25 protein-coding genes and 1 tRNA gene are annotated in these 26,905 nt (G+C 30.4%); 15 read left to right on the top strand and 11 right to left on the bottom strand.

Features of this window, described 5'->3' with window-relative positions; genetic code table 11:
- Positions 1–243: 243 nt before the first annotated feature.
- Positions 244–933, bottom strand: a complete 690-nt coding sequence (locus ACYU7A_RS05755) for a DUF4294 domain-containing protein (protein WP_460574862.1) — start codon at positions 931–933, stop codon at positions 244–246.
- 81 nt (positions 934–1,014) lie between these two features.
- On the opposite strand from ACYU7A_RS05755, the gene ACYU7A_RS05750 reads away from it, so the two are divergent.
- From ACYU7A_RS05750 to ACYU7A_RS05730, 5 genes are all read left to right on the top strand, one after another.
- Positions 1,015–2,103 (top strand): M42 family metallopeptidase, encoded by a 1,089-nt coding sequence (locus ACYU7A_RS05750; RefSeq protein WP_396147128.1) that lies wholly within the window; start codon positions 1,015–1,017, stop codon positions 2,101–2,103.
- A 134-nt stretch (positions 2,104–2,237) separates the two neighbouring features.
- Positions 2,238–2,780: an RNA polymerase sigma factor gene (locus tag ACYU7A_RS05745; protein ID WP_460574860.1), complete on the top strand. Its 543-nt coding sequence runs from the start codon at positions 2,238–2,240 to the stop codon at positions 2,778–2,780.
- Positions 2,777–3,307, top strand: a complete 531-nt coding sequence (locus ACYU7A_RS05740; protein ID WP_460574858.1) for an anti-sigma factor — start codon at positions 2,777–2,779, stop codon at positions 3,305–3,307. The genes ACYU7A_RS05745 and ACYU7A_RS05740 overlap by 4 nt, the downstream gene beginning before the upstream one ends.
- Entirely contained in the window at positions 3,291–4,343 is a 1,053-nt protein-coding gene (locus ACYU7A_RS05735; protein WP_460574856.1) for a hypothetical protein, read from the top strand. Before ACYU7A_RS05740 ends, ACYU7A_RS05735 begins: the two co-directional genes overlap by 17 nt.
- 2 nt (positions 4,344–4,345) lie before the next feature.
- A complete protein-coding gene (locus ACYU7A_RS05730; protein WP_460574854.1) occupies positions 4,346–5,065 on the top strand; it encodes a head GIN domain-containing protein in 720 nt (239 codons plus the stop codon).
- A 68-nt stretch (positions 5,066–5,133) separates the two neighbouring features.
- On the opposite strand, the gene ACYU7A_RS05725 is transcribed toward ACYU7A_RS05730, so the two are convergent.
- The 6 genes from ACYU7A_RS05725 to ACYU7A_RS05700 all read right to left on the bottom strand — a co-directional run bounded on the left by ACYU7A_RS05725 (position 5,134) and on the right by ACYU7A_RS05700 (position 10,093).
- A complete protein-coding gene (locus tag ACYU7A_RS05725; RefSeq protein WP_460574852.1) occupies positions 5,134–5,595 on the bottom strand; it encodes a hypothetical protein in 462 nt (153 codons plus the stop codon).
- A gap of 237 nt (positions 5,596–5,832) precedes the next feature.
- The gene (locus tag ACYU7A_RS05720) at positions 5,833–6,777 is read right to left on the bottom strand and encodes a phosphoribosylaminoimidazolesuccinocarboxamide synthase (protein ID WP_460574850.1); all 945 of its coding nucleotides are present in this window, start codon (positions 6,775–6,777) and stop codon (positions 5,833–5,835) included.
- 107 nt (positions 6,778–6,884) lie between these two features.
- Positions 6,885–7,688 carry an SDR family NAD(P)-dependent oxidoreductase gene (locus ACYU7A_RS05715; protein WP_460574866.1) on the bottom strand — a complete coding sequence of 268 codons (804 nt, stop codon included), beginning with the start codon at positions 7,686–7,688 and terminating at the stop codon, positions 6,885–6,887.
- 109 nt (positions 7,689–7,797) lie between these two features.
- Entirely contained in the window at positions 7,798–8,265 is a 468-nt protein-coding gene (locus ACYU7A_RS05710) for a hypothetical protein (protein ID WP_460574848.1), read from the bottom strand.
- A gap of 266 nt (positions 8,266–8,531) precedes the next feature.
- Complete coding sequence (locus ACYU7A_RS05705) at positions 8,532–8,984, bottom strand: hypothetical protein (protein ID WP_460574846.1); 453 nt, start codon at positions 8,982–8,984, stop codon at positions 8,532–8,534.
- A 158-nt stretch (positions 8,985–9,142) separates the two neighbouring features.
- Positions 9,143–10,093, bottom strand: coding sequence for a PhoH family protein (locus tag ACYU7A_RS05700; protein ID WP_460574844.1), 951 nt, complete (start codon positions 10,091–10,093; stop codon positions 9,143–9,145).
- Between the two features lie 118 nt (positions 10,094–10,211).
- Between ACYU7A_RS05700 and ACYU7A_RS05695 the strand changes: the two genes are divergently transcribed.
- From ACYU7A_RS05695 to dnaN, 5 genes are all read left to right on the top strand, one after another.
- Entirely contained in the window at positions 10,212–11,036 is an 825-nt protein-coding gene (locus ACYU7A_RS05695) for an SAM hydrolase/SAM-dependent halogenase family protein (RefSeq protein WP_460574842.1), read from the top strand.
- A gap of 8 nt (positions 11,037–11,044) precedes the next feature.
- A complete protein-coding gene (locus ACYU7A_RS05690) occupies positions 11,045–11,341 on the top strand; it encodes a putative quinol monooxygenase (RefSeq protein WP_460574840.1) in 297 nt (98 codons plus the stop codon).
- Between the two features lie 70 nt (positions 11,342–11,411).
- Positions 11,412–12,137 (top strand): gliding motility-associated ABC transporter permease subunit GldF, encoded by a 726-nt coding sequence (gene gldF, locus ACYU7A_RS05685; protein ID WP_460574838.1) that lies wholly within the window; start codon positions 11,412–11,414, stop codon positions 12,135–12,137.
- Complete coding sequence (gene gldG, locus ACYU7A_RS05680) at positions 12,134–13,816, top strand: gliding motility-associated ABC transporter substrate-binding protein GldG (protein WP_460574864.1); 1,683 nt, start codon at positions 12,134–12,136, stop codon at positions 13,814–13,816. Before gldF ends, gldG begins: the two co-directional genes overlap by 4 nt.
- Before the next feature lie 62 nt (positions 13,817–13,878).
- Positions 13,879–14,997 (top strand): DNA polymerase III subunit beta, encoded by a 1,119-nt coding sequence (gene dnaN, locus ACYU7A_RS05675; protein ID WP_298309366.1) that lies wholly within the window; start codon positions 13,879–13,881, stop codon positions 14,995–14,997.
- Between the two features lie 57 nt (positions 14,998–15,054).
- Here dnaN and ACYU7A_RS05670 read toward each other — a convergent pair whose 3' ends face one another.
- The gene (locus ACYU7A_RS05670; RefSeq protein ID WP_460574836.1) at positions 15,055–15,954 is read right to left on the bottom strand and encodes a hypothetical protein; all 900 of its coding nucleotides are present in this window, start codon (positions 15,952–15,954) and stop codon (positions 15,055–15,057) included.
- A gap of 224 nt (positions 15,955–16,178) precedes the next feature.
- On the opposite strand from ACYU7A_RS05670, the gene ACYU7A_RS05665 reads away from it, so the two are divergent.
- Positions 16,179–16,877 (top strand): Lipl32 family lipoprotein, encoded by a 699-nt coding sequence (locus tag ACYU7A_RS05665; protein WP_460574834.1) that lies wholly within the window; start codon positions 16,179–16,181, stop codon positions 16,875–16,877.
- Between the two features lie 58 nt (positions 16,878–16,935).
- Here ACYU7A_RS05665 and ACYU7A_RS05660 read toward each other — a convergent pair whose 3' ends face one another.
- Positions 16,936–17,766 (bottom strand): universal stress protein, encoded by an 831-nt coding sequence (locus tag ACYU7A_RS05660; protein WP_460574832.1) that lies wholly within the window; start codon positions 17,764–17,766, stop codon positions 16,936–16,938.
- 178 nt (positions 17,767–17,944) lie between these two features.
- Between ACYU7A_RS05660 and mnmE the strand changes: the two genes are divergently transcribed.
- Positions 17,945–19,333, top strand: coding sequence for a tRNA uridine-5-carboxymethylaminomethyl(34) synthesis GTPase MnmE (mnmE, locus tag ACYU7A_RS05655; RefSeq protein ID WP_460574830.1), 1,389 nt, complete (start codon positions 17,945–17,947; stop codon positions 19,331–19,333).
- A 27-nt stretch (positions 19,334–19,360) separates the two neighbouring features.
- On the opposite strand, the gene ACYU7A_RS05650 is transcribed toward mnmE, so the two are convergent.
- Both ACYU7A_RS05650 and ACYU7A_RS05645 read right to left on the bottom strand, forming a co-directional pair.
- Positions 19,361–19,819, bottom strand: a complete 459-nt coding sequence (locus tag ACYU7A_RS05650; protein ID WP_298309358.1) for an RNA methyltransferase — start codon at positions 19,817–19,819, stop codon at positions 19,361–19,363.
- A gap of 42 nt (positions 19,820–19,861) precedes the next feature.
- Positions 19,862–21,826: an endonuclease gene (locus ACYU7A_RS05645; RefSeq protein WP_460574827.1), complete on the bottom strand. Its 1,965-nt coding sequence runs from the start codon at positions 21,824–21,826 to the stop codon at positions 19,862–19,864.
- Positions 21,827–21,987: 161 nt separating this feature from the next.
- Between ACYU7A_RS05645 and ACYU7A_RS05640 the strand changes: the two genes are divergently transcribed.
- From ACYU7A_RS05640 to ACYU7A_RS05630, 3 genes are all read left to right on the top strand, one after another.
- On the top strand, positions 21,988–23,142 hold the full coding sequence (locus ACYU7A_RS05640; protein WP_460574825.1) for a redoxin domain-containing protein: 1,155 nt from the start codon (positions 21,988–21,990) through the stop codon (positions 23,140–23,142).
- A gap of 155 nt (positions 23,143–23,297) precedes the next feature.
- Positions 23,298–23,379: transfer RNA gene (locus ACYU7A_RS05635), tRNA-Tyr, on the top strand.
- 126 nt (positions 23,380–23,505) lie between these two features.
- A partial coding sequence (locus tag ACYU7A_RS05630; RefSeq protein ID WP_460574823.1) for an Ig-like domain-containing protein occupies positions 23,506–26,905 on the top strand: 3,400 nt, incomplete at its 3' end.

Below are 26,905 nucleotides of genomic sequence, written 5' to 3'. Positions count from 1 at the left end.
TCTCGCAAACTTATTTACGCCCTTTTTTGAAACTATTTTTTAATACACTGGTTTTGTGATTGTTGTTATTGAAAGTTTTTTTAATCTCTAAAGAATATAACTGTAGTAAACAAAAACATCTTTCGAAACACTACATCTATTCAATACAAAAACAACCTAGCCCTGATTGAAGCAGTTACCTTGTAACGCGGAAAGCAGGAATATGGATTGCAAAAATGCGCTGATGATTCGCTTCTGAAAATATTAAGCTTTCTTTTTATTTAAATCTTTAGCTAAGTTTCGCCAATAATCATTCAATTCATCAATATCTACTGGATTAGCTGATTTTTGTTCGATGAGTCTTCCATTAATAAAAGCTCTATAAAGTATAGTTTCTATTAGGTAATCTTCATTGCTTTTAAATGGCTGGTAGGTTTGCTTTAGATTTATATTAAATAGTCTGGCAGTATTATTAGACCAAAAAGCTTTCCATCCACTTTTGTAATCCTTAATAAGGTCAAAAGTTGATATACCTGTTTGACGATGTATTAGCTTTATTAAAATTTGACCTTGTTTTGTAGATAATTTTTTAAGTTTTTCCTTGAATTCATTATCTAAATAATCTTCAACTATTTTAAAATATTTCTTTTTTTCTTTTTTTGACTTTAGCTTATCCATGGTTTTATTCATTTGAGTAAGCCTTTCAGAAGCCATTTTGGCATATGGATATACTTTGTATACTCTGTTTTGAAGTAATAAAAATTGTTTTTGAGCTTCTGGATCTAACTTATCTTTTGAAAGAATGACTTCATCTAATAATATAGTATCTATAATAGTTGTATCAATTTCTTTCATATTAATTTCTTTTTCAAGTATCTCAGTGTCTTTTTCAACTTGAGCTAAAGAAATAAAAGAGGTAAAAAAAATAATTATTAATAATCGGTACTTAAACATGGCTGTTAATTTTAATGTAAAAATATAGAATATCCTTAACAAGTGTAGTGCCAAATTTATATTTTAGCAAAAAAATATTTTATGGCGACAAAATCGATACTTACAAAATCATCAATTTCCTTTTTGGAGAAATATTTGAATAATGCATCACCAACAGGTTATGAATCAGAAGGACAGAAAATTTGGATGGATTATTTGAAACCTTATGTTGATACTTTTATAACCGACACTTATGGAAGTGCTGTTGGAGTTATAAACCCAGATGCTAAATTTAGAGTAGTAATTGAAGGACATTCTGATGAAATTTCTTGGTATGTAAATTATATTACTGATAATGGTTTAATCTATGTAATTAGAAATGGTGGTTCAGACCATCAAATTGCTCCATCAAAACGAGTTAATATTCATACTAAAAAAGGTATTGTAAAAGGTGTTTTTGGTTGGCCAGCTATTCATACTAGAAATCGTGGTAAAGAAGAAGCAGCAACTTTACACAATATTTTTATTGATTGTGGATGTGCAACCAAAGAAGAAGTTGAAAATTTGGGCGTTCACGTTGGATGTGTAATAACCTATCCTGATGAATTTATGATTTTAAACGAGAATAAATTTGTTTGTAGAGCTATTGACAATAGAATGGGTGGTTTTATGATTGCAGAAGTTGCAAGATTATTAAAAGAAAACAAAAAGAAACTTCCATTTGGTTTATATATTGTAAACGCTGTTCAAGAGGAAATTGGGCTTCGTGGCGCTGAAATGATAACCCAAACCATCAAACCGAATGTAGCTATTGTAACTGATGTTTGTCATGACACTACAACTCCGATGATTGATAAGAAAATTGAAGGCGATTTACAAATGGGAAAAGGTCCTGTGATTGCTTATGCTCCAGCTACACAAAATATTCTTCGTGAATTGATTGTTACTACTGCTGAAGAGAAAAAAATTCCTTTTCAAAGACATGCTACTTCTCGCGTTACTGGAACAGATACTGATGCTTTTGCATATAGTAATGGTGGTGTTGCATCTGCGTTAATTTCGCTTTCTTTACGTTATATGCATACTACAGTAGAAATGGTTCATCGTGAAGATGTAGAAAATGTAATTAAATTGATTTATGAAAGTTTGTTGAAAATAGAAGACAATCACAATTTTTCTTATTTCAAATAATATACCTATATATATATAGTATAGAAAATCCGAATTTAATCATTCGGATTTTTTATTTTTATAAAAATTTATTTTAAAACTGTAACAATCCAAAAATCGATTTGTCTTTAGTATAGATTAACCATTCAACCAATTTGAAAAACCAAAATCTAGATATTGCTATTCTCCTAGAACGTTGCAAAGAGAATAATGAAAAAGCACAACTGACACTTTATAATCAATATTATAGAGCCATGTTTAATGTGTCGTATCGTATCGTTGGCGATTCTTATCTTGCTGAAGACGTTATGCAAGAAAGTTTTTTGAAAGCATTTACAAAATTAGATTCTTTTAGTGGAAATGTAACATTTGGTTCTTGGTTAAAGAAAATTGTTGTCAATACTAGTATAAACGAGTTAAAAAAATCGAACAAATACCAATTTGAGAGTTTGGATGAAAACATAGAAGTAATGGATTTTAAAGAAGAATCAGAAAATTATTCTGAATTAAAAGCCGAAAGTATTTTAAAAACCATTCAAAGTTTGAAATCAAATTACAAAATCATTCTAACCTTATTTTTTATTGAAGGGTATGATTTGGAAGAAATTACAAGCATTTTAAATATTAGCAATGAAAACTGTAGAACGATGATGAGCCGAGCAAAAGAAAGTTTAAGAAAAAAATTAAATGAATTATGAGTACCAATAATCTAAATCAACTTTTTGAAAACCAAAACAATTGGGATTTTGAAGAACCAAATCTTGGGCACGAAAAGCGATTTCTTGATAAATTAAAGAAACAACAACCAAAAAAGAAGAAATTCAATTGGATTCCTTTGTCTATTGCAGCTTCGCTCCTATTAGGTTTTGGAATTTTAATTTTCAATCATACCAATAATCAAACTGAAGAAGTTGCCTTTTCACCTCAAGTACAAGAAACCCACGATTATTTTTCTTCTGTTATTAATAATGAGTTGGCAACTTTAAAAAAGAATGAAACTCCGCAAAGCAAAGCATTGATTAATGATGCTATGAATGAAATGGTATCGCTTGAGAAAGATTATCAAAATCTGAAAGATGAAATTGCGAAAAATGGTGAAAACAAACAGATAGTCTTTGCTATGATAACCAATATGCAAACTCGAATTTCCTTTATAAAATCAGTTTTAGAACAGGTTGAAGACATTAACAAAATAAATAAAATTGAAGATGAAAAACATATATAAATTACTTTTTTTCTTTGCATTACTTCCAATTTTTGGATATGCGTCAGAAGAAAAACACGCCTACAATAAAGAAAAAAATATCTCAAAAACCTATTCAGTTAACGATGATGCACAAGTAAATATTACCAATTCCTATGGGAATATAAACGTGTATTTATGGGATGAAAACAAAATTTCTATTCAAGTTAACATCAAAGTTTCTGGAAATAACGAAAAGAAAATTAACGAGCGAATCAATACAATTGATGTTGATTTTGCAGCAACAATGAGTAAAGTTTCAGCCGAAACCATATTTACAACAAAAGAATGGAAAGGCAATAACATCAGTTATGAAATAAATTATGTGGTAAAAATTCCACGAAATGGAAGCATTGATTTGGACAATAAATATGGTAACATTTCTGTAGATAAACTCAATGGAAGTTCAGCAATTGAATGTAAGTATGGAAGTATTATTTTAGGTCAATTTAATAATAAAACCAACAATATAAGTATTGCCTACGCTCCAAACTCAAGTATTAATTCTATTGATAAAGTTAATCTTCAAAGTCAATATTCTGAGGTTGATTTCCAGAAAGTAAATCAAATTAACATTGATGGAAATTATAATACATTTAATTTTCAAAACGTTGGAGTTCTAAATCTATCTTCAAATTACACCAAAATCAATTCAAAATCAGTTCAAAAAATTGCCATTGATGGAAATTATCTGACGCTGAAATTAGGTGAAATTGGAAATTCCTTAATTGCAAATTCAAATTATAGCGATATTCAATTTTCTGCATCAAATAAAACCGATGCCATTACAATCAATGGAAATTATTCCAATTCTAAAATAACTTGTACATCAGACTATGCATTTGACATCAATGTAAGCCTAAAATATGCTTCGTTTGTTGATAATGTAGGACTAAAATACAGCTTAAAGTCAGAAAAAAACACTTCAAAATCTTACACAGCGTATCATATTAGTCAAGGAAAATCTAAAATAAGTATCACTACAAATTACGGAAGCGTTCAACTTTTAACAAAATAACAATGAGAAAACTAACAGTATTACTAGCATTAATTAGCATTTCAATTGCAAGTGCTCAAAATTGGGATAAAGAAAAAGTAAAAGGAAATGGAGTTCAAACCACAATCACTAGAACTACCGAATCCTATGATAAAATTTCAACAGGAGGTTCATTCAATGTTGAATTAGTCTCTGGAAAAGAAGGAACAATAACCATAAAAGGCGATGAAAACATTATAAGCCATATTGTTACTGAAGTAATTGGAAACGAATTAAAAGTGTATTTTGAAAAAAACAGAAGTTATAATTACAAACAAGACATCACTATTACAATTCCATTTGAAGAAATTAGCGAAATATCGTTTGCAGGTTCGGGAAATATGATTACAAAAAATGCTATAAATGCAACAGATTTTGCAGCAAAAATGGCAGGTTCTGGTGATTGCACTCTAGAAATTAATGCAAAAAATATGGTAGCAAAAATGGCAGGTTCTGGAAACTTAAAACTTTCAGGAACAGTAGAAAATTTAGAAGCTAAAACAGCAGGTTCAGGTGATTTGAATTGTAATAAATTAGTTTCCCAAAATGCAGACGTAGCTGTTGCTGGTTCAGGAAGTCTTGAAGTAAATTGCACCAATAATCTAATTGCAAAAGTAGCCGGAAGCGGAAATATTCAATACAAAGGAAATCCTAAAATTATCGATTCAAACGTTGCAGGTTCTGGTGATATTTCAGGAAATTAAGAGGTTAGTTATAAATGAAAAAAGTCCCAAAACTTAATTGTTTTGGGACTTTTTTTTATTCAAGTTCTTTATGATTTCAGGGCATCTTTACTTCTAAATTCATAAGCATTTATAGCTTGTTTACTATTGATTACTTCAAAATCTAAAGGATAAACTTCATTTGAAATTGTACTTTCAATTATTTGATTATCCAAATTGATCATTTCCTCAATTGATAAACCTAAATTTAATGGCAAATATTCTTCTTCTGGACTTTCTGTAATTTTTTTGTTTTCTTCAATAACTTCTTCTATTGATTTTACATAATTTGAAGAAATTACAGCAATTGATTCTTTGATTTTAGATTCCGATTCAAATTTAATTTCAGGTTTTTCAATTTTTGAATTTGAAATTAAATTAAAATTTGATTTTGATTCCGTTCTTACAATATCATTTTCGATATTTTGTTGGTCTAAAATAATTTCGTTTGCCGACATAGTGTTTAGTAAAACTGTCGATAAAATTCCTAAATAAATGATTGATTTTTTCATGGTGATTTGTTTTTTTATTTTTTTGATGATTGATGATGATTATGTAATTTCTTAAAGATAATACCTTGTATTACATAGTAGATGATTCTGATTTTAATTAATTTTATACTTTCATGACTTCTAGTTATTTACGATTTATAACAATAAGACGATAGTTTCCCATTTTTGTTACACAAAGTTACAAAAAATAAAAAAGCCATGTCAAAAACACGGCTTAAATTCTATCTTAAAAAATGATTATTTTAGAAATTCCAAAACATTTTTTTCTATTCTCTCATTAATGTCAGAAATATCAGCTTTGACAAATTTTTCGCCTAAAATATTTTCATATAATTCAATATAACGTTCAGAAACCGATTCTATATATTCGTCAGTCATGTTTGGAATTTGTTGACCTTCTTTTCCTTGAAAACCATTTTCGATTAACCAACGACGTACAAATTCTTTAGATAATTGCTTTTGCTCCTCTCCTCTATCTTGTCGCTCTTGATAACCATCAGCATAAAAATATCGTGAGGAATCTGGCGTATGGATTTCGTCAATCAAAACGATTTTTCCTTCTTTAGTTTTTCCAAATTCATATTTAGTATCTACTAAAATCAATCCACGGCTGGCAGCAATTTCAGTTCCTCTTTGATATAATGCACGCGTATATTTTTCTAAAACTAAATAATCTTCTTCAATAACAATTCCATTGGATAAAATAGCTTCACGAGAAATATCTTCATCGTGTGAACCATTATCAGCTTTGGTTGTAGGTGTAATTATTGGAGTTCCGAATTTATCATTCTCTTTCAAACCTTCTTCCATTGTTACTCCACAAATAGTGCGTTTTCCAAGCGCATATTCACGAGCTGCATGACCCGAAAGATAACCACGAATTACCATTTCAACTTTAAATGGTTCGCATAAATGTCCGACTGCAACATTTGGATCTGGAGTTGCAATTAACCAATTTGGAACAATATCTGAAGTTAGTTCCATGAATTTTGTTGCAATTTGATTTAAAATCTGACCTTTATACGGAATTCCTTTTGGCAAAACCACATCAAAAGCAGAAAGTCTATCGGTTGCCACCATGACTAAAAGTTCTTCATTAATGTTGTAAACTTCTCTTACTTTACCGCGATAAACCGATTTTTGATTGGGAAAATTGAAATTAGTTGTAGTTATTGTATTCATTATAATTGTGTGTTGTTTAATCTGAACTTGATTCAGATTCTATTCCTCTCAAGTTCTAAATGTGTTGTTTGGCAAAAATAGTTTCTTTTCAACACAAATACAATTATTTATTTGCTTAAAACATATCGCCTTATCAATCTATCAAATAATCGATATCCAAGAAATTTGCGCAAATATTTCATCAAATTAGCATCAAAACCAATAGAATATTTTTTGAATCTTCGAGAAGGATTTTCAGCGATTTTATACAACTTATCTAGAATAGCTTCAGACAAATCGTGGTTATCGCAGGTTTTCCTGTTCATGATTCCGTCAATACTTTGCATCATTTCTGCATAAGATTGTATTGTTGATTGCTCACATTTAGTAACATTCTTCTGAAAATTGGATGGCGTATTTCCAAACTGAACGGTTGAAACGCTAATGTTAAAGTCCAAAAGTTCATAAGCCATACATTCAGAAAAACTTTCAACGGCTTGTTTTGTTGGATGATAAAAACTTCCAAGAGGCAAATTCACTAATCCAGCGATAGAAGTTATATTAATAAAATGACCTTTCTTTTGTTCACGAAAATGCGGTATAAAAGCACGACAAACTTTAACAACTCCAAGCCAATTCACATTTACAATAGCGTCAATTTTATCATCTTCAGATAATTCTACAAAACTTCTGTAACCAATTCCAGCATTATTTATGATAACATCTATAGATTTATAATCATTTAGAATTTCATTTTTAGCTTTTTCAATACTTTGGGAAGAGGTTACATTGAGTTCGTAACATTTAATATTTGGAATGCCTTCAAAAACATTAGCTTCTGAAATACAAATCATTGTAGCAATAACATTCCAATTTTTTTTCGAAAAATGAATTGCAATTTCTTTGCCCAATCCTCCAGAAGCACCAGTAATAAGTATTGTTTTGATAAAGCTGCGTATAAATGATTATTTGAAAAATATAATTTTAACAAATATATCATTTTGAATCAAATAACCAAATGATAAATGTTTTTGTAGAAATTTAATTAATTTTTAGTTGTCGACTCAACTCTTCCAAAACAGCTAAACCTTTCGTTTCAACTTTAAAAATTTCCTCAAAATCATCAATATCATTAGCGTTTCTGAATAAAATTTTCACTTTATCATTAGAAACATCGAAAGAAATAATTTTTGATATTGGAATTTTGTAGCGCTTTCCTGTTTCGCGCTTCATGTAAGCCAAACCTGCAAGCCCAAGTAAGATTATCCCAAAAGGGAATGTTCTGTTTTTAATATCTATTAAAATGTCAAAGACACCAAAACCTATTAATATAAAAACAAAAAAATAATACAAATAAATTTTGTTTGCTTTAAAATTATTCTTCCTAATGGACTTAGGTGATTTCTCCAACAAATCATTAGTTTCCGACCAATTTCCTGAATTAGTTAGAAACAAATTTTCGTCGTTTATGTTGACATATCCGTTGGCATATTTGAAGTATTCTTTCATTTTTTATGAATCAACATTTTTAAAATTTTTGAAATAACATTAATCAAAATCATAATTAGTAACGAAAACATAAATACAATAATCAAGATAATAAAAGTAATTTTCCAACTTGAATTAATCGTTGTATTCCAACCAGGAATTATTGAAGCAAAATAATCAAAGTTGAAATAGATTAATAGTATAGTTATGATTAATATGGAAAGCGTTAATAGAAAGTTTTTCATTGTTATGTTTACTCTTATTCAAAAAAAAACTGTATTTTGATATTACAAAGTAGTTTTCCAAATTTTATTTTCTTTGTCCAAAACATAAACTTCTTTGTTACTGACTTTTAAAATTCTTTTTGGAAAAATTTCGTTTGGAAAAATAATCGTATTTGAAATTTCAAAAAAATCACTTCTAAATTCTAAAACCTCTAATTTATATTTTTCATCAGTTCCTGGATTATTAAAAACGATATACTTTTCTTCATCATTAATTTTTATTGGTAAGCCATCAAGAATGATTTGCCTGCAATTTATTGTATCTAAAAGTATATATTTTTCAGAATTATAGTCAGTTTTCTGAATTACAACTATACTTTTTTTGAATTTCCCAAGTTCTTCAAACTTAACATAATTTTCATCAGATTCATTATCTGAATATTTTATCTGTTGCTTGCTATTGCATTCAAATAATAGTGTATTTCTACCACGATACTTTCTTAGATTTTTGACCAAAGATATTTCAGAAAATTTCTGCTTATTTATTGAATCATTAACCAATGAAAATTTATTTTGTGAATGAATACAAAAAGGTAAAATTAAAAAAAGTAGGAATAATTTATGCAAAAAATTCATAAATGGAATATCTAATATCAAAAATCTAATATTAAAAATTAATCATGATTCTCAATACTTTTATAAGCATCGATTACTTTTTTCACCAATCTATGTCTTACAATGTCTTTGTCATCTAGATAGATGATTCCAATTCCATCAATATCTTTCAAAACTAAAATTGCTTCTTTCAATCCAGATATTGTTCTTCTAGGCAAATCTACTTGTCCAGGATCGCCTGTAATTATGAATTTGGCATTTTTACCCATACGCGTCAGAAACATTTTCATTTGCGAATGTGTAGTATTCTGAGCCTCATCAAGAATTACGAAAGCATTGTCTAAAGTTCTACCACGCATAAAAGCCAGCGGTGCAATTTGAATAATTCCTTTTAATATATAGTCTTCCAAGGTTTGCGGAGGTAACATATCGCGTAAAGCATCATACAATGGTTGCATGTACGGATCTAATTTTTCTTTCATATCACCAGGAAGAAAACCTAAATTCTCTCCAGCTTCAACTGCAGGACGCGTTAAAATGATTCTTTTGACTTGTTTTTCTTTCAAAGCTTTAACTGCAAGAGCAACTCCAGTATAGGTTTTACCAGTTCCAGCAGGACCAACGGCAAAAACCATGTCATTTTTCATAACATTTTCAACCAATTTATGTTGGTTTGGTGTCATCGCTTTAATCAGTTTTCCTCCTATTCCATGAACAAGAATTTTTTCATGATCGGGCATGCGTTGTTCTTCTTGTGAATTGCTTTGAATCACTCTATCAATAACATTGGTATCAATATTATTGTATCGAGTAAAATGCAACATCAATCGGTTGAAACGATTTTCAAATTCGTCTAATTCGTCTTTTTCGCCAAATGCCTTCAGTGTTGTGCCACGAGCCACAATTTTTAACTTCGGGTAGTACTTCTTAATTGTTTCAAGATGAGTGTCTTGTGCACCCCAAAATTCTTTTGGAGCGATGTCGTGTAATTCAATGATACGTTCGTTCAAATGGAAGTGTTTTTTAATTAGTTTTTGGCTAAATATTATTAGCTTTGCAATCATTTCAAATTTAATGAAATTAAACAAGCCACTTGATTAATTTCACTATATAGTTATAAACAAATTTATGTCAATAATTACCCTTACTACCGATTACGGATTAAAAGACCACTTTGTAGGTGCTTTGAAAGGGAAAATTTTATCGCAAGATAGTGAGGCAAAAATTGTAGATATCTCGCATGATGTTGATCCATTTAATGTTAGTGAAGCGAGTTACATTATTGGTTCTGCGTACAATAGCTTTCCCAAAGGAACAGTACATATTGTCGGAATTGATATTGAATTAAGAGAAATCAACCAACATATTGCCATCGAATGGAATGGTCATTTTTTTATTGCTGCCGATAATGGCATTTTGAGTATGCTAATTGAAAAAATTAAGCCTCAAAAAATGGTTGTAATCAATATTCACGACAGACTTTTACCCGAAGCAACTGATATGGACGTTTTGCTAACGGTAGCAATTCATATTTCAAAAGGTGGTTCGTTGAGTGTTATTGGCAAAGAAATCAAAACTTTGAAGGAAGTAACCGAGTTACAACCTGTGATTTCAGACGATACCAATTCTATAAAAGGCTATATAGTATATATTGACCGATTTGGAAATGCCGTGACCAATATTACAAGAAAAATGTTTTTAGATGTTTCAAAAGGAAGACCTTATGAAGTAAATTTTAAAAGCAAAAAAATAAAAAGTATTTTCGCAAAATATTCCGATTTAGAAGCCATTGACAAAAGGCCTTTGTCATCGATTAGTGGAAATGCAGTAGCCATTTTCAATGAATCAGGTTTTCTAGAAATTGGATTGTATAAAAGTAATCCGAAAGTTGCCACAGCGGCGAGTTTGCTCGGAATTACTTACAGAGATGCTATTACCATCAATTTTAATTAAAGTTAACTATGTTCGTTAGAATAGTAAAATTATCCTTTCACGAAGAAAATATTCCAGCATTTTTGGAAAATTTTGAATTAATGAAGAACCACATACGAAACTCGCCAGGAAATCGTTTTCTTGAATTGTATCAAGACAAAAATAATCCTAGCATTTTCTTTACTTATAGTTATTGGGAAACCGAAGATGATTTAGAAAATTACAGAAAATCAGCATTATTTGATGAAGTTTGGACGTTTACAAAAAAACTGTTCAACGATAAACCAGAAGCTTGGAGTGTAGATAAATTAGTTTCTTTGGAGTAAAGAACATAGAACATAGAATAGAGATAATAGACAAAACTTAGTGACTTAGCGCCTTCGTGGCAGACAAAATATGAAATCAATATTATTAAGAGAAATTAAATCCTTTTTTGGTTCGCCCATTGGATATTTAGTAATCGCCATTTTCTTATTACTCAACGGATTATTTCTTTGGGTATTTGAAGGCGATTTTAATATTTTAAATAGCGGTTTTGCCGATTTAACTCCATTTTTTACCTTATCGCCTTGGATATTAATTTTCCTAATTCCTGCAGTAACCATGAGAAGTTTTTCTGATGAGAAAAAGCAAGGAACTATTGAACTTTTGATGACCAAACCAATTTCTATTTGGGAAATCGTTAGCGGAAAATTCTTTGGTGCGTTTTTATTAATTGTGATAGCTATCATTCCAACATTCATTTACGTTTATGTGATTTATGGTTTAGGAATGCCAGAAGGAAATATCGATATGGGAAGCACAATGGGTTCATATTTTGGATTACTATTTCTAATTGCTGCCTATACTTCTATCGGAGTTTTTACTTCTACACTTTCAGAAAATCAAATTGTAGCTTTTATTGTTTCGGTTTTCTTGTGTTTTATTTTCTATTTTGGATTTCAAGGTGTAGCGTCTCAATTTAAAAGTATAGAAGACATCATTGCACTTTTAGGAATGGATTATCACTTTAAAAGTATGAGTCGTGGTGTTATTGATACTCGTGATGTACTTTACTTTGTAAGCATCACCATTGCATTTTTATCATTGACCGTTTATAAATTAAAATCGCTAAAATCATAATGGAAAATAAGAAGTCTAACTTAAAAGTACTACTTACAACTATTGCAATTTTAGTTGTATTAAATTTTGCTGGAAACTTTTTCTTTAAGCGTTTCGATTTAACTGCAGATAATCGTTATACACTTTCAGAAACTTCATTAAATATTATAAAAGAAGTTAAAGAACCTTTGTACGTTGATGTTTTCCTTGAAGGAAATTTTCCTGGAGAGTTCAAAAAACTACAAACAGAAACCCAACAATTATTAGAAGAATTTAAAGCATATAATTCAAATATTATCTTCCAATTTGTAAATCCTTTAGAAAATGAAGATGAGCGTGAAGCGGTGATGCAATCGTTTTACGAAAGAGGTTTGACACCTTTAAATGTTACGCTTGACGAAAAAGGAAAACAAACACAAGAAGTGGTTTTTCCGTGGGCAGTGGTTACTTATGGTAATAAAAGTACGAAAGTACCTTTGCTAAAAAATATGTTAGGAGCTTCAACTGCTGAGAAAATTGTGAGTTCGGTGCAACATTTAGAATATGCTTTTGCCAATGGATTTAATACCATCACAAAAACAAAAGAGAAAAAAATTGCTATCATTAAAGGAAACGGAGAATTGGACGATAGATCTATTGCTGATTTCTTGAAAACGGTACGTGAAAATTATTACATCGGACCATTTACATTAGACTCTGTCGCAAAAGATGCAGGAAACACTTTAAAAGCATTAAAAAAATATGATTTAGCAGTTATTGCAAAACCTACTGAAGCTTTTACTGACCAAGAAAAACAAGTGTTAGACCAGTTTATCATGAATGGTGGAAAAACTCTTTGGTTAGTCGATCAAGTCAATATGGAAATGGACAGCTTGATGGAAACTGGAGAAAATCTTGCCTATCCAAGAGATTTGAACTTGAACGATATGTTCTTTAAATATGGAGTTCGAATCAAACCAGATTTAGTTAAAGATTTACAAGCGACTCCAATTTCATTAGCAACAGGTCAACAAGGTAGCGCAACACAATATAGTCAATTTCCTTGGTTATATTCTCCAGCAGTATATTCTGAGTCAAAACATCCTATTGTGAGCAATTTAGATGCTTTAAAGTTTGAATTTACAAATCCAATTGAAGTTCTTAAAAATGATATTAAAAAAACAGTTTTACTATCCTCTACCAAATTATCAAAAGCTGTTGGAACTCCAGTAGAAATTAATTTAAATATAGTTGCTGAAAAACCTGATTTCAAGGAATTTACTGGCAAAGGAAATCTTCCTGTTGCTGTACTTATGGAAGGAAAATTTCATTCGGTTTATGAAAATCGTGTATTGCCATTCAAAGAAAGTAGCTTCACTCCTATCGGAAAAGAAAATAAAATGATTATTGTTTCTGATGGCGATGTTGTTAAAAATCAATTGGATAAAAACTACCAACCATTAGAATTAGGTTATGATAAATGGACTAACAATCTATATGCAAACAAGGAATTCATGATGAATTGCGTGAATTATTTGTTAGATGATAACGGACTTATTAACATTAGAAGTAAAGAAGTTGACTTACCAATTCTAGACAAAGAAAAAGTAACTGAGGATTACACATTTTCACAAATCATAACTGTCGGAGTTCCAATTGTAATTTTAGCAGTATTCGGTTTAGTGTTTACTTTCCTTAGAAAAAGAAAATATAGTAAGTAATGTTAATAAAAATCTTTTTGAATTCTATTTCTTTAAGATATATTTGTAAAAAATAACAAAAGATGAAGTTTATTGTATCAAGCTCGTATTTATTAAAACAACTACAAGTTTTAGGTAGCGTTATTAATAGTAGCAATACCTTACCAATTTTAGATAACTTTTTATTTGAATTAGATAAAAAAGCGTTAACCGTTTCTTCTTCTGATTTAGAAACTACAATGTCGGCTACTTTAGAAATTGAGTCGACTGATAAAGGAAGTGTTGCTGTTCCTGCGAAATTATTATTAGATATTCTAAAAACATTTCCTGAGCAACCGTTAACTTTCACTGTTGAAGAAAATAGTACAATCGAAATTAGTTCTAATTCAGGTAAATATGCTATTGCTTATGCTCCAGGAGAAGAATTTCCAAAATCAGTTCAATTAGAAGATCCGTCTTCAACTTTAGTTCCTGCGGAAGTTTTAGCAACTGCAATTAGCAAAACTATTTTCGCAGCAGGAAATGATGATTTACGTCCAGTAATGAGTGGTGTTTTCTTTCAATTTTCTCCAGAAGGATTAATATTTGTTGCAACTGATGCTCACAAATTAGTGAAATATGCTCGCACAGATGTAAAAGCATCTCAAGTGGCTGATTTCATTATGCCGAAAAAACCTCTAAATATTTTAAAAAGTATTTTAGGAGCTTCTGATGCTGAAGTTAAAATTGATTACAATGATGCTAATGCAACGTTCTCTTTTGAAAACTATGTATTAACTTGTAGATTAATTGATGGAAAATATCCAAATTATGAAGCAGTTATTCCAAAAGAAAACCCAAATAAATTATTGATTGACAGAACGCAATTCTTTAGTTCAGTTCGTCGTGTGGCTATTTTCTCAAATAAAACTACACACCAAATTCGTTTGAAAATTGCTGGTGCAGAATTAAATATTTCAGCAGAAGATATTGATTACTCAAACAAAGCTGAAGAAAGATTAACTTGTGATTACCAAGGTGACGATATGCAAATTGGTTTTAATTCTCGTTTCTTACTAGAAATGTTAAGTAATTTACAATCAGACGAAATTCAATTGGAAATGTCAATGCCAAACCGCGCAGGAATTCTAACTCCAGTTGATGGATTGGATGAGGGCGAAACTGTTACAATGCTTGTTATGCCTGTGATGCTTAACAATTAAAATATAATTAACTAACCCAACCGAAAAAACCGTCTCGATTAATTTCTTGACGGTTTTTTAATTAGTTGTATGGTAAAAATAGAATTCCCCATGAGTTTTGCTTTTCAAACTGTTTTTAGCTCTTCTGTGATTATCCTCAAAAGATTCTAAATTTGTGCCTTTACATATTCCATAGGAATAATGATATTTTAAAAGCTCTAAATCTTCATTTGTTAGCTCTTTATCTAAACTAATACATTTGGACAACAGACTTTTACAATCTCTATCATCTAAAAGTGAAAAATAACCCAATGACCAAACAAAATGTTTTTTCATCAGCATTAACTGTTCCTTTTCGTTGTAAATAATTTGAGCATTAAGTTTCATTGTACAATTATATAATTGCTGTTTTCCATTCCAAGAAATATAACAACCATCATTTGCTTTTATTCGATTATCCCAATCAATATCTGTTGGTTTATTCAAATAATAAATGAAATAATTTGATTTCTCTTTACTACTAACTACTTTAATTTTTAATGAATCAATTTCTTTATCAAGAAATTTCATAAATTTAATTAACTCCTTTTTATTTTTATAAGTAACCGTTGTATCGAAATAAACTCTTATTTCATCTTTCCAAATTTTCATTGTAGAAGTATTCTTTGAACTTTTTTGATTACTAAAGTTTGATTTATTGTAAACTAAGTTTTTATAAGTTTCTAAAAAAATTGAATCTTTTTGTTCATACTTAACTTTAACTCCTTTAGGCAAAATAAAACCAGTAACTCTAATTAAAGTATCGTTGTTGTTCAATCTAAAACCTATAGAATCAATTTCCATTTTACCTTCTTTCTTCGCTTTCTTATAGGTTGAATAATTGATATAAGAATTCGTTATACTTTGTTCTGAACTTAAATCTTGAGCATTTAAAAAAGAGCAAAAAAATAGTACAATGACAATAAAAAGTGATTTCATAAATTTAATTTGAAATCAAATTTAATGATAAAACTATAATAATTCACAATTTTATTCTTGCAAGGTTAAAATTGATTACAATGGTGCTAACCCAACCGACGAAAGCCGTTTCTATACAAATATTAGTAACGGTTTTTTTATTATATTTTCATATTTTTGTTAAAACCAATAAACGGAGTTTCCGAAAATCCATAAGAGTAGGAAAAACAAAAACTAACAAAAATATGAAGAAAAATTTACTAGCAATCATGATTACACTTGGTATGTTTTCAATTGCAAATGGTCAAAAATTAGACAAATTTGGTGCAGATTTAGGTAAAAAATCAGTAATGGGTAAGGAAATTAGAGTTCCTTATACAGACTTAACCAGTTATTTTGGTTACATCAAACCAGGTTCTAAGCCAGATGAAGTTAAAGGTGGAAAAAAAATGTATTACATTTATGTATGGATTCCTGTAGCTGCACCTGAAATTGGAATTAGAATGATTTCTCCGGCTCCAGAAAGTGTAAAACCATCTGATAAAGATTATGTTTCAGCAGATTTTACAGCTAATTCTTCAGATACATCAAACTTTTTTGATACTTGGGTAACATTAGAAAGAGCGGAAGGAATTCTTAAATTAGAAGATGTTGCAACCAAAGCTAAAACAGCAAAATGGAACACTATTGAATCAAATGATGATTCAAGTGAAATGCCAGCTCAACCATCTGGTAGTAAATATAACTCGCTTATGAGAATAACAAGCGACACTTCAAATCCTTCTAAAGCAATTGTAATGGGATTGTACAGAATTGGATTTACCACTTATAAAACTGGTGAAGTTCAAGGAAGCTTTTTAGCACAACTTGCAGCGCCAATTAAACTTCCTGGTGTAGCTATTGCTGTAAAACCTGAAGATTTGGCAACAGCAGCAAAAAAATAATTATCTTTTTTAAATATAAAACCGCAATTCAAAATTTGACTTGCGGTTTTTTTTATGATTATTGATGAAGTGCTAATATTGGAACCTCACTATTGTAAGACATTTTTTCTGTAAAACTTGAAGAAAACAATGATTCAAAAAAACTTCGTTTATAAGTAAGCATTGCCAAAACATCTATTTCTTGATGCGTAATAAAATCAGAAATAGATTCTTTTACATCTTCATTTGGTAAGACAAAAAAGGTAACCGGATCGTTTTTAAATTGTTCTTTCCAATCATCAAATGTAGCTTCTGTGTTATCTGTAGCTTTGGTTTTTACATAAAGACATTTCACTTTTGCATCAGCAGCTTTTGCAATTTTAATCACTTGTTTCAAAGCTTCTCTATCTTTTTCGCGATAACGAGTTGTAAAGCCAATAGTTTCAATTTTTGTGTATTTACAATCTTTTGGAATACTTAAAACAGGAACGCTCAAGTTTACAATCGCTTCACCTGTATTAGTTCCTAAAAAAGCTTCTTTCCATCCAGTTGCACCAGAAGTTCCCATTACAACATAATCAATTTTGTCTTTTTTAATGATTTCTTTAATGTTGTACATTAAATCACCATCCATAATCATGTGAGACATTTTTATATCTTCAAAATGATTTTCTTCAGCAATGGCTCTTAATTTTGGAACTTCATCTTTAAATTTTTCAAAATTTGAAAGCTCCAATGAATCAAAAAGTAATTGATAATTTTGTGGTGCAAATTGATTATCCACAATCGGAAGTTCATAGGTATGAAGTAAAATCAGCTCACCGTGAACTAATTTTGCCAAACCCAAAGCGTGAACAAAAGCATTGTTTGCCACATCAGAAAAATCGGTTGGAAATAAAATCCTTTTCATTATTTTAAATGTATTGGTTAACTTGTATAAAATTACATTATTAAAAACCAAAAAAGTATGATAACTATCATATTTACAATTATTTAACATTTAAAAAAAATCAAAAAAATCAATTGAAATACAAATAGTTATAAAATTTTAAAATTGGTATCTTTGCACTCTTAAAACAAAAATTGTTATGATTTACAATGATACAATCGTTGCATTAGCTACACCATCAGGTTCTGGTGCGGTTGCCATTATTAGAATGTCAGGAAAAAATGCTATTACAATTGCATCAGAAGTATTTCAATCAGTTTCTGGAAAAAATTTAATAAAACAAAAAACACACACAATTCATCTTGGAACTATTGTAGATGGAACAAAAATTTATGATCAAGTTTTAGTTTCTATTTTCAAAAATCCAAATTCTTACACAGGTGAAGATGTAATTGAAATTTCGTGTCATGGTTCTGTTTTTATTCAGCAACAAATTATTCAACTATTACTTCGTAAAGGTTGCCGAATGGCACAAGCTGGTGAATTTACACTTCGTGCTTTTTTAAATGGCAAATTAGATTTATCTCAAGCCGAAGCTGTTGCCGATTTAATTTCATCAGATAATGAAGCTTCACATCAAATAGCCATGCAACAAATGCGCGGCGGATTTAGTAATGAAATTGCTAAACTTAGAGAAGAATTATTAAATTTTGCTTCATTAATTGAACTTGAATTAGACTTTGCTGAAGAAGATGTAGAGTTTGCAGATAGAACACAATTTCATGATTTGTTAAATCGAATTGAATTTGTTTTAAAACGATTAATCGATTCATTTGCTGTTGGAAATGTTATAAAAAACGGAATTCCGGTAGCTATTGTTGGCGAACCAAATGTTGGAAAATCAACACTGTTAAATGCTTTATTAAATGAGGAAAGAGCTATAGTTTCAGACATTGCTGGTACAACTCGTGATACTATTGAAGATGAATTAGTTATTGATGGAATTGGTTTCAGATTCATTGATACAGCAGGAATTAGAGAAACAAAAGATGTAGTTGAAAGCATTGGAATTAAAAAGACTTTTGAAAAAATAGAGCAATCCCAAGTGGTTGTTTATTTATTTGATAGTACTGAGTTTGTAACTTCTAGTTCTAAATTTAAAATTGAAATTGAAAAAATAAAAAATCAATTTCCATTGAAACCATTAGTAATCATTGGAAATAAAGCAGATAAATTAACAGAAAATGAAGTTATCCTTCTGAAATCAGAAATTGAAAACATCTTACTTATTTCTGCTAAAGAAAAAATTGGAATTGAAGATTTAAAAAATCAATTACTATCATTTGTAAATACTGGTTCGTTAAGAAACAACGAAACAATCATAACCAATACAAGACATTACGACTCTTTACACAAAGCATTAGAAGAAATTCAAAAAGTAAAATTTGGATTAAGTTCAGGAATTCCTTCAGATTTGATGTCAATCGATATTAAACAAGCCTTATATTATTTTGGAGAAATAACTGGTGAAGTTACAAATGATGAACTTTTAGGGAATATTTTCGCAAACTTCTGTATTGGCAAATAGGAATCCTAAGTTGAAAATTTAAATTTATTATGATCTTGGTTTATTAATTCCTCTATCATAAAGCACTATACTTCCTGCAACAGAAACATTTAAACTTTTCTCTGATTTAAATTTCACCAAAAAATGACATTTTTCAATGGCTTGTTTACTTAAGCCATTATCTTCTGCGCCTAATAAATAAACACATCGCCTTGGATGATGAAATGTTTCTAAATCTTCGGCATTTTCATCTAATTCTACACCAACAAGTCTAGCTCCTTTAGGTAAATTTTTAAAGAAGTCCTCAAAATCTTCATAATGAAAGTAAGGCATAGATTTCACAGCATTATGAGTATCAGAAGCTTGTTTGGCATATCTGTTTCCAATAGTAAAAATAAAACTTGCTCCCAAATTTTGAGCAGATCGCCACAAAACACCAAGGTTCTCAGGAGTTTTTCCGTTTTGAATTCCTATACCAAAAAATTCATTTGTGAAATTATCATTCATAATGCAAGAATACAAATTGTTTTCAATGGAAAATTGTAATAATTACTCCACTATAATCTTCTTAACAACAGATTTAGAATCTGAAGTTATTTTAGCAAAATAAATTCCGCTTGACCAATTGGTTTGAATTTGATTGTTGCCAACAAATTTAGATTCATATATTTTTGAACCTAAACTATTATAAACTTCAACAGAATACTCAGAATCTAAACCTGAAATTGTAAATTCTCCTTTACTTGGATTTGGATAAATCACTACATTATTTTCTTCAAAATTTGTATTTGAAAGTGTTGAAAACCATTGTTGTCCAGCATTTGCACCCCAAATATAATCAGCCAAATTTGGATAATCAATAAAAGGATTTCTATTGACTTGCCAAGTATAAATATAATTATTGCGATTCATTTCAAAATCATCTCTTGGATCTGAAGTATTCCATTGGAGCAAGGAAGCTAAATCTCCAATTTGCCCAACAGTAGTATCAGCTGGATTTCCATTTACTAAACTCAGCGCATTATAACGAACTGCCATATAAAATAAAGAACGAGCTACATCGCCTTTCCAACTACCAAGATTTCCTGTAGGTCCATTATAATCTGAACCATAATCTCTGTTACTTCTTAGACTATTTTCTGGACCATCTTCAGCTCTTATATGATGTGCATCTGCATGACCCGCTAAAATATCATCTGCGTTTGTTGACAACCAAATATTAATTCCGTCAGCAAAACTTAGAGTCCCATCTTGAAATCCTCCACGAGATTGTGGAAAAATATGTTCTCTGTTCCATTTTCCAACATTACTATTAGAATCCTGAAAATCTAATTTAGAACGAGGCTGTTCTACATACATTAACCAAACTTGATTACTATTCGCCGGGTTTTGATCAGCTACTTTCAAAATAGTTTCAATATCACCATAATTGTGAGCATGAACAACCGATGGATTTGCAATAATATCTTGAATAGCTTGTTTTAAAGCAGCACCAGAAAGTCCTTCTAATGAAGAATAGTAACCATTTGGAGCTGTACTTGTAACATTTCCATAAGTTGGATTTAAAGGAGTTCCAAAAGGTGACACAATAAAATTAATATCATTAACTCTAACTATTAAATCATTATTGTTCAAATAATAATCTACTGGAAGTGTATTTAAAACTACTTTCAATTCTTCATCACCTTCATTCAAAGAATCATCGAGTAATTGAATTGTAGCCAATCCAGTTGAAGAACCAACAGGAATTGTTACACTAGTTAAACCAGAAAAATCACTTGCATTAAAACTACCATTATTTAATGAAAAAGAAATTACAAGTGGTTGAGAGGTTACAGGTGCAGATGTAGAAAAATTTATAGTTAATGTTTGCCCTTCAGATAAAGTAGATTGGCTAGTTGAAGTGGTTACATAATTAAATATTATCCCACTACCATCATTATTTACTCCAGGAGTTGGTGGTTTAACTTCATAAGTACCATCATTTTTTCTTTGAACAGAGTTTGAAGTTGAACCAAGTGGTTGATTATCAATAGAGCAAATAGTAATTCCAAATAGATTCATTAATGTTGTTGGAAAGGTTGTTGATGTAGAATATGCCGCAGCACTAATCAAATTTAAATTACTTGCAGGTGTGTCTAAAGGATAATCTGTATCATTTCCAGTAAAAATAGCAATTACATCGGGACCATTCTGAATTGTATTTAAGGGAAAATAAGGTGTTCTAGGTGATGGCGATACTTGAGAGTTTCCAAAATGGATGATACCGTTAACATCAGTAGTATATCCGTCTAAATCTAAAGAATAGTAACTTAAAGTTCCAGCTCCAGTTTGTCCATTAAAAAAAACTAAGACATATCCATTTAAGGAAAAATTTGGTAAACTTGATTTTAACTCAACGAATTCCTTATTGTCAGAACCAGGATTATCAGCATCTATTTCGTTTATAACAACCTGAGAATAAGTTGAAAAAAAGGAACACAAGAATATAAAAAAGTAGATTTTTTTTATCATTTTGAATAAAATTACCAACAAATTTACAATTTTATTAGCAAAATGATGTTAAATCCTTTTTAAAAAATAACTAAACAAAAGATTTTTAAAACATATCTTAAAATGAGTATAAATTGTTTTATTTTAAATACTTTTGCAAAAATTTAAATTAAATAAAAATAATGAAAAAAATAGTTTTTTTAATTGCTTTATCTCTTTCGATTTTAAGTTGCAGTAAAGTAAAAAAAGGAGAATTCTTAATATCTGGTGAAGCAAAAGGATTGCCAAATGGTAAAATGATTTTTCTTAAAACACAAAATGATGTTGGACTTGTATTAAATGTAGATTCTGCAAAAGTACAAGACGGAAAATTTGAATTAAAAGGTAAAGTTAAAGAACCTAGTATGTTTGCTTTATATATTAAAGACATTCAACAACCTGTTCCATTTATTATGGAAAGTGGAGAAATTGTAGTTAAAATTGATAAAGACAGTATCTGGAAGTCAAAGATTAGCGGAACCGATAGCAATGACTCTTTTCAAGAATTTAATGATAAATCAAATGCCATCCAAAAAAGAATGGTAGATTATCAAAATAAGAACATTCAAAAGTTGATGGAAGCTCAACAAAAGAAAGATAATATTACTATTGAAAGTTTAAAAAGTGGTTATGTAAAGATTCAAAAAGAAATGGATGATTATATGATCCAATATCCTGATGAAAATCCAAATTCATATATTTCTTTATTACTTGTTGAGCGTTTATTTAGTTCACAGGATTTTAAATATGAAAAAGTTAAAAAAACTTTTGAAAATTTAAATGAAGAATTAAGAAATACAACTAAAGGGAAAGCAATTTCTGATAAGTTAAAAACTATTGAGAAAAACATGAAAAATCCTGCTGCAGCAGAAAAACTTAATTCACTTAAGTTAGCTCCAGATTTTTCTGCTAAAAGTCCAAACGGTACAACAATTTCTCTTAAAGAGTCTTTAGGAAAAGTAACTATTATTGATTTTTGGGCATCATGGTGTGGTCCATGTAGAAAAGAGAATCCAAATGTAGTTGCACTTTACAATGAATTTCATTCAAAAGGTTTAAACATAATTGGGGTTTCACTTGATGATGAAGCTACAAAATGGAAAGATGCTATTGCAAAAGATAAACTAACATGGAATCAAGTATCAAATTTGAAAGGTTTTCAAGATCCAATTGCTATTCAATACGACATTCAACAAATTCCAACAACATTTGTTTTAGATTCTAACGGAAATATTGTAGCAAAAGATTTAAGAGGAGATGAATTAAAAGCAAAAGTTCAAGAACTTTTAGCTCAATAAATAATACAAAGTCTTTAAATATAAAAAAAATCTCCAATTGGAGATTTTTTTATTTTATTCATTACCAAAAGATTAAAAAATAAGATGAAATTAAATAAAAAATAAATTTGGAAAAATTAAAAGTGTTCCTATATTTGCAACCTCGTTAAGCGAATGGGGAGATACTCAAGCGGCCAACGAGGGCAGACTGTAAATCTGCTGACTACGTCTTCGTAGGTTCGAATCCTACTCTCCCCACAAAAATTAAAAATCTCAAGAAATTTCTTGAGATTTTTTTTTATTTATACCAATATAATTTACTTACATTCAACTTTCAATAACTTTAAATTCATTATTTTTGTTGCAAAATTTATTACAAAAATTATGTTTAAAAATTCTACAAAATATATTTGTCTATTTCTTTTTACAATTTTGTCTTTTTTAAAACCCGAGGAAAGTTTCTCTCAATGTTTTGAAATTGAAAGTATATTGGTTGACGCATGCTCTCCAAATAATCCAACAAATGAAGAAGGATTTAATGAAATGGTACGTTTTAGAGTTGGTGCGGCAAATATAAATGTAAGTAACTTAAACGTAACTTGGCCAAATAATCCTTGGTTAGGAGTTGTTCAAAACGCAACTACCGCTTCAAAAGTAGCGGCTTTAAATGCAAGTATTACAGCAGCAGGAAATTGTGGACAAATATTAGAACCAACAGGTGGTGTTTTGCCTGCGAATGCAACTGTAATATTAGTTTCAAGCTATAATGTAAATACTGCTTTCAATTCTTTTGGTTCATTAACAACTACAATCTACATGATTTTTCAAGATAATGCCGCCAATATTGGTGGGCATTTTGCAAATTATAATGTTATTCCAGGAACAAGAACACTTACAATGTCGTTTGGAGCTTGTACAGACTCTGTAACTTATGAGCGTAGTTTATTAATTAACTCATTAGGTAACTATGGTGGAACTACTGCCGATAATGATGGTGCCACTGTAAACTTTACTCCTACTGGAACACCAAGCTATGCAAATACTGGTTGTAGCGCTCCAATTCCTCCATTTTTTACTAATGCAGGAAATACAATAACTGCATGTAAAGGTTCTACAATAAATCTGAATGGAATCGCACAAGGTCATCAAAGTGTTTTATGGACAGCACCTATTGGATCATTTTCAAATGCTTCTAATTTAGTTTCTAATTACACAATACCTGCAAATGCTACTGGAACTAGTGTAACATTAACATTAACAGGAACTAACATTTGTAATCTTACCACAAACTCAACAGTAACTATAAATTTTACAGTTGTAAATCCTCCAACTGTAACTAGTCCAGTAAATTATTGTCAGAATGCAACGGCTGTTCCATTAATTGCTAATGCTTCAGCAGGTGGAACATTAAATTGGTATGGTACAAATGCTACTGGAGGCACAGCATCTTCTACTGCTCCCACACCATCAACAACCACACTTGGAACAACCACTTATTATGTTAGTCAAACTATTGCTGGATGTGAAAGTATTAGAACTCCAATAACTGTAACCATTGCAAATACTGGTCCTTCATTAAATTTATTCTGTGATTTTGCAAGTCCAAATACAACACCCACTTCATTAAATTTTGATTTTAGTAATGTTGGTCAAACAAATTTCACTTACACCTACTCTATAGCAGGAGGTCCACCAGTAACAGGCACATGGGTTTCTCCTTCAAATTATACAGTAACTGGTTTAAGCCCAGGAACTTCTGTAACTTTTACATTAACTGCTAATGGAGTTTCTTGTGTATCATCAATGTCAACAACATGTAATACTGCTTGTCCATCTATTACAGCTCCAAATTTTGCTGCAATTTCGCCAATATGTATAGGTGGAACTGTGCCAACATTATCAACAACATCGCCTAATGGAATTAGTGGAACATGGAGTCCTGCAACAATAAGTAATACTGCAAGTGGAACTTATACTTTTACTCCTAATTCTATACTATTTCCTTGTGCCTCAAATCAAGTTTTGAATGTGAGTGTAGTAAATCCCATCACACCTACTTTTAATGCTATTTCACCTATTTGTTTTGGAACAGCTGCTCCCACACTGCCTACAACATCTACAAATGGAATTACAGGAACTTGGTCTCCTGCAGTAAGCAATACTACTACCACTACATATACTTTTACTCCCAATGTAGGTCAATGTGCAACAACTACAACATTAATTATTACAGTTAATCCATTAGTCGTTCCTGTTTTTAATGCTATTCCAAATGTTTGTTTTGGAGGAACTATTAATCCACTACCAACCACTTCAACAAACGGAATCACTGGTACATGGTCACCTGCATTAAATAATTTAGCAACAACAACTTATACTTTTACTCCAATTAATAATCAATGTGCAACATCAACAACATTAACTATTAACGTTACTCCAAATATAACACCTACATTTAATACTGTGAGTCCGATTTGTTCTGGTCAAACATTAAGCCCATTACCTACTACATCAATAAATGGAATAACCGGAACTTGGTCACCTGCATTAAACAATACTAATACAACTGTATACACTTTTACCCCAAACACTGGTCAATGTGCTACTACAACTACTTTGACAATAACAGTCAATCAAAATATTACACCTTCTTTTACATCGGTTCCTCAGATTTGTAATGGAGATGTTTTAGCTCCACTTCCAACTACTTCTACAAATGGAATAACTGGAACATGGTCACCTGCATTAAATAATACTAACACAACAACTTATACTTTTACTCCTAGTACCGGCCAATGCGCTACTACAACTACATTGACAATAACAGTTAATCCAAAAGTAAACCCAACTTTCAATCAAGTTGCTCCAGTTTGTAGCGGAAATACAATTTCTCCATTACCAACTACATCTATTAATGGAATAACTGGAACTTGGTCTCCTGCACTAAATAATACTGCAACTACAACTTATACTTTTACACCCAATAGTAGTCAATGTGCGAATCCAACCACTATGACTATTTCAATTATTACAACAGCAACAACTCCAACATTCAATATAAATACAACAGCTTGTTCTGGAGCTCCAATAAGTCCTCTTCCATTAATTTCACAAAATGGAATATCTGGTAGTTGGTCACCGGCTATTAATAATACAAATACAACAACTTATACTTTTACTCCTAATCCAGGACAATGCGCGAGTCCAACTACAACGCAAATTTCAATTATTGGAAGTCCAATCATCACCACACCAAGTAACTATGTAGTTTGTGATGAGAACAATGATGGCGAGAGTTGTTTATTTGATTTAACGACAAAGAATTCACAAATATCGACACAAGTAGGCATTCAGATTAGTTATCATTTAACACCAACTGATGCACAAACAGGCTCTAATCCGATAAGTACAACAACGCCTTATTGTAATATTACTAATCCACAAACGATTCATGTGCGTGTTTTTGATCCATTAGCACCAGCATGTTCTTCGTTTACAAGTTTCCAATTGATTGTTACTCCAAAACCAGTTGCTGGTTCGGTTAACAATTATAATTTATGTGATAGTAATCCGAGTTTAACAATTACTGAGGCAGTTTTCAATTTAACAGGAGTTGTAACTCCACAAGTATTGGGAACTACTTTACCATCGGCGAGTCATACGGTTACTTATTACACGTCACTTGCAGATGCTCAAGTACCTACCAATGCTATTTCGGCAGTAGCTGCTTTGGCTTATACTTCTGTAACAAGAACATTGTGGATACGAGTTCAAAACAACACAA

The organism is Flavobacterium koreense (assembly GCF_054776075.1).
Note: the sequence above shows the minus strand (reverse complement) of the source record. Positions and strands in the feature narration are given on the sequence as shown.

Coding starts and splice junctions, on each gene's coding strand:
- ACYU7A_RS05755 (WP_460574862.1), bottom strand. CDS start 933: ATGTTTAAGTACCGATTATTAATAATTATTTTTTTTACCTCTTTTATT.
- ACYU7A_RS05750 (WP_396147128.1), top strand. CDS start 1,015: ATGGCGACAAAATCGATACTTACAAAATCATCAATTTCCTTTTTGGAG.
- ACYU7A_RS05740 (WP_460574858.1), top strand. CDS start 2,777: ATGAGTACCAATAATCTAAATCAACTTTTTGAAAACCAAAACAATTGG.
- ACYU7A_RS05735 (WP_460574856.1), top strand. CDS start 3,291: ATGAAAAACATATATAAATTACTTTTTTTCTTTGCATTACTTCCAATT.
- ACYU7A_RS05730 (WP_460574854.1), top strand. CDS start 4,346: ATGAGAAAACTAACAGTATTACTAGCATTAATTAGCATTTCAATTGCA.
- ACYU7A_RS05725 (WP_460574852.1), bottom strand. CDS start 5,595: ATGAAAAAATCAATCATTTATTTAGGAATTTTATCGACAGTTTTACTA.
- ACYU7A_RS05720 (WP_460574850.1), bottom strand. CDS start 6,777: ATGAATACAATAACTACAACTAATTTCAATTTTCCCAATCAAAAATCG.
- ACYU7A_RS05710 (WP_460574848.1), bottom strand. CDS start 8,265: ATGAAAGAATACTTCAAATATGCCAACGGATATGTCAACATAAACGAC.
- ACYU7A_RS05695 (WP_460574842.1), top strand. CDS start 10,212: ATGTCAATAATTACCCTTACTACCGATTACGGATTAAAAGACCACTTT.
- ACYU7A_RS05690 (WP_460574840.1), top strand. CDS start 11,045: ATGTTCGTTAGAATAGTAAAATTATCCTTTCACGAAGAAAATATTCCA.
- gldF (WP_460574838.1), top strand. CDS start 11,412: ATGAAATCAATATTATTAAGAGAAATTAAATCCTTTTTTGGTTCGCCC.
- dnaN (WP_298309366.1), top strand. CDS start 13,879: ATGAAGTTTATTGTATCAAGCTCGTATTTATTAAAACAACTACAAGTT.
- ACYU7A_RS05670 (WP_460574836.1), bottom strand. CDS start 15,954: ATGAAATCACTTTTTATTGTCATTGTACTATTTTTTTGCTCTTTTTTA.
- ACYU7A_RS05665 (WP_460574834.1), top strand. CDS start 16,179: ATGAAGAAAAATTTACTAGCAATCATGATTACACTTGGTATGTTTTCA.
- ACYU7A_RS05660 (WP_460574832.1), bottom strand. CDS start 17,766: ATGAAAAGGATTTTATTTCCAACCGATTTTTCTGATGTGGCAAACAAT.
- mnmE (WP_460574830.1), top strand. CDS start 17,945: ATGATTTACAATGATACAATCGTTGCATTAGCTACACCATCAGGTTCT.
- ACYU7A_RS05650 (WP_298309358.1), bottom strand. CDS start 19,819: ATGAATGATAATTTCACAAATGAATTTTTTGGTATAGGAATTCAAAAC.
- ACYU7A_RS05645 (WP_460574827.1), bottom strand. CDS start 21,826: ATGATAAAAAAAATCTACTTTTTTATATTCTTGTGTTCCTTTTTTTCA.
- ACYU7A_RS05640 (WP_460574825.1), top strand. CDS start 21,988: ATGAAAAAAATAGTTTTTTTAATTGCTTTATCTCTTTCGATTTTAAGT.